Annotated in this window: 2 protein-coding genes; both read right to left on the bottom strand. The window is 64.6% G+C overall.

The annotated features are described in order from the left end of the window. Nucleotides 1-2,645, bottom strand: a 2,645-nt coding sequence (gene alaS, locus EOA79_RS30710) for an alanine--tRNA ligase (RefSeq protein ID WP_128293601.1), incomplete at its 3' end; no start/stop codon positions are given. 268 nt (nucleotides 2,646-2,913) lie between these two features. Next, nucleotides 2,914-3,601 (bottom strand): recombinase RecA (recA, locus tag EOA79_RS30705; protein WP_128293599.1); only part of this gene is annotated, 688 nt, incomplete at its 5' end.

Below are 3,601 nucleotides of genomic sequence, written 5' to 3'. Positions count from 1 at the left end.
ACCGCCGCGATGGCGTCGTCCGCCTTGGAGGCGTCGGGGCCGCCGGCTTGCGCCATATCGGGACGCCCGCCGCCGCCCTGCCCGCCAAGCGCGGCGGACGCAACACGGACGAGATCGACAGCGCTGAAGCGGCCGGTCAAGTCGTCGGTGACGCCGACCACCACGCTCGCCTTGTTGTCCTCGCCGGCGCCGATAAAGACGACCACGCCGGAGCCCAGCGTCTTCTTGCCGGCATCGGCAAGCGGCTTCAGGTCCTTCGGCGCGACGCCGCTGACCGCCTTGCCGAGGAAGCCGACACCCGCAACCGTCTCGTTGGTGGCCGGAGCATCGGCAACGGCCGCGCCGCCGCCAAGGGCCAGTTTCTTGCGCGCCTCGGCGAGCTCCTTCTCGAGTTTCTTGCGCTCCTCGAGCAAAGTCTCGACGCGCGCCGGAACGTCGGCCGGCGAGATCCTCAAGGTCGCCGCGGCTGCCTTCAGCCGCTTGTCCTGCTCGTCGAGATGCCTGCGCGCCGCCTCGCCGGTCAGCGCCTCGATGCGGCGCACGCCGGCGGCGACCGCGCTGTCCGACAGGATGCGCACAAGGCCGATATCGCCGGTCGACCTGACATGCGTGCCGCCGCAGAGCTCGACCGAATAGGGACGGTTGGCCTTGGCGCCGTGCAGGCCGGTGCCCATCGAAACGACGCGCACCTCGTCGCCGTATTTCTCGCCGAACAGCGCCATCGCGCCCTCGGCAATAGCATCGTCCACCGACATCAGCCGCGTCGTCACCGGACTGTTCTGCACGACGATCTCGTTGGCCATGCGCTCGACATCCTCGAGCTCCTCGGCCGAGATCGGCTTGTTGTGCGAGATGTCGAAGCGGAGGCGATCAGGCGCGACCAGCGAACCCTTCTGAGCGACATGGGTGCCCAGCACCTCACGCAGCGCCTCGTGGATGAGATGCGTCGCGGAGTGATTGGCGCGCAGCTTCGAACGGCGCGCGTGATCGACCTTTAGCTCCACGGCAGCGCCGGTCTTGATCGTACCGCGCGTCACCTTGCCCAAATGCACGAAAAGCCCGTCGGCCTTCTTTTGCGTGTCGGTGACCTCGATCGAGAAGCCGTCGCCGGAAATCATGCCGGTATCGCCCATCTGGCCACCGGATTCGCCATAGAATGGCGTCTGGTTGACGACGACGGCAACCGCGTCGCCCTGCCCGGCGCTGTCGACGATCTTGCCATCCTTGACCAGGGCCTGGATCAGGCCTTCCGCCTCTTCCGTCTCGTAACCGAGGAAATCGGTGGCGCCGGTCTGCTCGCGCACCGGGAACCAGACCGTCTCGGTCGCCGCTTCGCCCGACCCCGCCCAGTGCGCGCGCGCTTCCGCCTTCTGCCGCTCCATCGCAGCGGTGAAGCCGGCAAGATCGACCGAGATGTCGCGTTGGCGCAGCGCATCCTGCGTCAGGTCGAGCGGGAAGCCATAGGTGTCGTAGAGCTTGAAGGCCGTCTCGCCATCCAGCATGTCGCCGGCGTGCAGCTGTTCCGTCGCCTCCGAAAGCAGGCCGAGACCGCGGACCAGCGTCTTGCGGAAGCGCGTCTCCTCGAGCTTCAGCGTCTCGGTGATCAGCGCTTCGCCACGCACCAGTTCCGGATAGGCCTGGCCCATCTCGCGCACCAGCGCCGGCACCACCTTCCACATCAGCGGCTCCTTGGCACCGAGCAGTTGCGCATGGCGCATGGCACGACGCATGATGCGACGCAGCACATAGCCGCGGCCTTCATTGGAGGGCAGCACGCCGTCGGCCACCAGGAAGGATGACGAGCGCAAATGATCCGCGATCACGCGGAAGGATGCTGCGTTCTCCTGGTTGTGACCGTGCCCTAGCGCCGAGCATGCCGCATCGATCAAATGCCGGAACAGGTCGGTCTCAAAGACGCTCTCCACTCCCTGAAGGATCGAAGCCATGCGCTCCAGGCCCATGCCGGTGTCGATCGACGGGCGCGGCAGGTCGATGCGCTCGTCTTTCGTCACCTGCTCATATTGCATGAACACCAGGTTCCAGAATTCGAGGAACCGGTCGCCGTCCTCTTCCGGGCTGCCGGGCGGACCGCCCCAGATATGCTCGCCGCGATCGATGAATATCTCCGAGCACGGACCGCAGGGACCGGTGTCGCCCATCGCCCAGAAATTGTCAGAGGTCGGAATGCGGATGATGCGATCGTCCGAGAAGCCGGCGATCTTCTTCCAGTAGCCGGCCGCCTCGTCGTCTGTGTGATAGACGGTGACCAGAAGCTTGTCCTTCGGCAGGCCGAATTCTTTGGTGATCAGGTTCCAGGCAAGCTCGATCGCGCGCTCCTTGAGATAATCGCCGAACGAGAAATTGCCGAGCATCTCGAAGAAGGTGAGATGGCGCGCGGTGTAGCCGACATTGTCGAGATCGTTGTGCTTGCCGCCGGCGCGCACGCTCTTCTGCGCGGTCGCGGCGCGCGAATAGGACCGCTTCTCCAGGCCGGTGAACACGTTCTTGAATTGCACCATGCCGGCGTTGGTGAACATCAGCGTCGGATCGTTGCGCGGCACCAGCGGGCTGGAGGCAACGATCTCATGACCCTCCTTGCGGAAGTAGTCGAGGAATGTCGACCGGATCTCGTTCACGCCACTCATGGATACTGCCTTTTCGCGAAAACCGCCGGCCAGGCCGGCGGCAAATGGGCTTTCGTGTGTCAGAAGATAGATTGGCCTTTTAGCCGTAGCTCTTGACCCTGTCCAGAAACACGGAACCAAGGCCAATCCTCCGGCTGGGCGGCCTGTGCCCTCGCCCCCAAACGTAAACCGCCGGCACGAAGGCCGGCGGTTCGAACGCAGTACTAGGGAACTCGATTACATCAGCTTTAGATAATGGATCCGGATTATGGCCGAACTCCGGCAGTGCCTACATCGCGCCAGCCTCGTCTTCGAAGCTGTCGTCACCACCGCCTTCGGAGCCGCCGTTCTCGAGGAATTTTTCGGCGATCAGCCCGGCATTCTGCCTCAGCGCCAGCTCGATCTCGCGCGCCGTGTCCGGATTGTCGCGCAGGAAAAGCTTGGCGTTCTCACGGCCCTGACCGAGACGCTGCGAATTGTAGGAGAACCAGGCGCCCGACTTCTCGACCACGCCGGCCTTGACCCCGAGATCGACGAGCTCGCCGGTCTTCGACACGCCCTCGCCATACATGATGTCGAACTCGACCACCTTGAAGGGCGGAGCCAGCTTGTTCTTCACCACCTTGACGCGGGTCTGGTTGCCGACCACTTCGTCGCGATCCTTGACCGAGCCGATGCGGCGGATGTCGAGGCGCACCGAGGCGTAGAATTTCAGCGCGTTGCCGCCGGTCGTGGTTTCCGGCGAGCCGAACATGACGCCGATCTTCATACGGATCTGGTTGATGAAGATGACCATGGTGTTGGAGCGCGAGATCGATGCGGTCAGCTTGCGCAGCGCCTGGCTCATCAGGCGGGCCTGCAGGCCGGGCAGCGCGTCGCCCATCTCGCCCTCGATTTCGGCGCGCGGCGTCAGCGCCGCCACCGAATCGACCACCAGAACGTCGATTGCGCCGGAGCGCACCAGCGTGTCGCAGATC

Source organism: Mesorhizobium sp. M1A.F.Ca.IN.020.03.2.1 (genome assembly GCF_004023205.1).
In the GTDB taxonomy this organism is placed as follows: Bacteria; Pseudomonadota; Alphaproteobacteria; order Rhizobiales; family Rhizobiaceae; genus Mesorhizobium.
The sequence above is the reverse complement of the archived record's forward strand: the minus strand, read 5'-3'. Positions and strand labels throughout refer to the sequence as shown.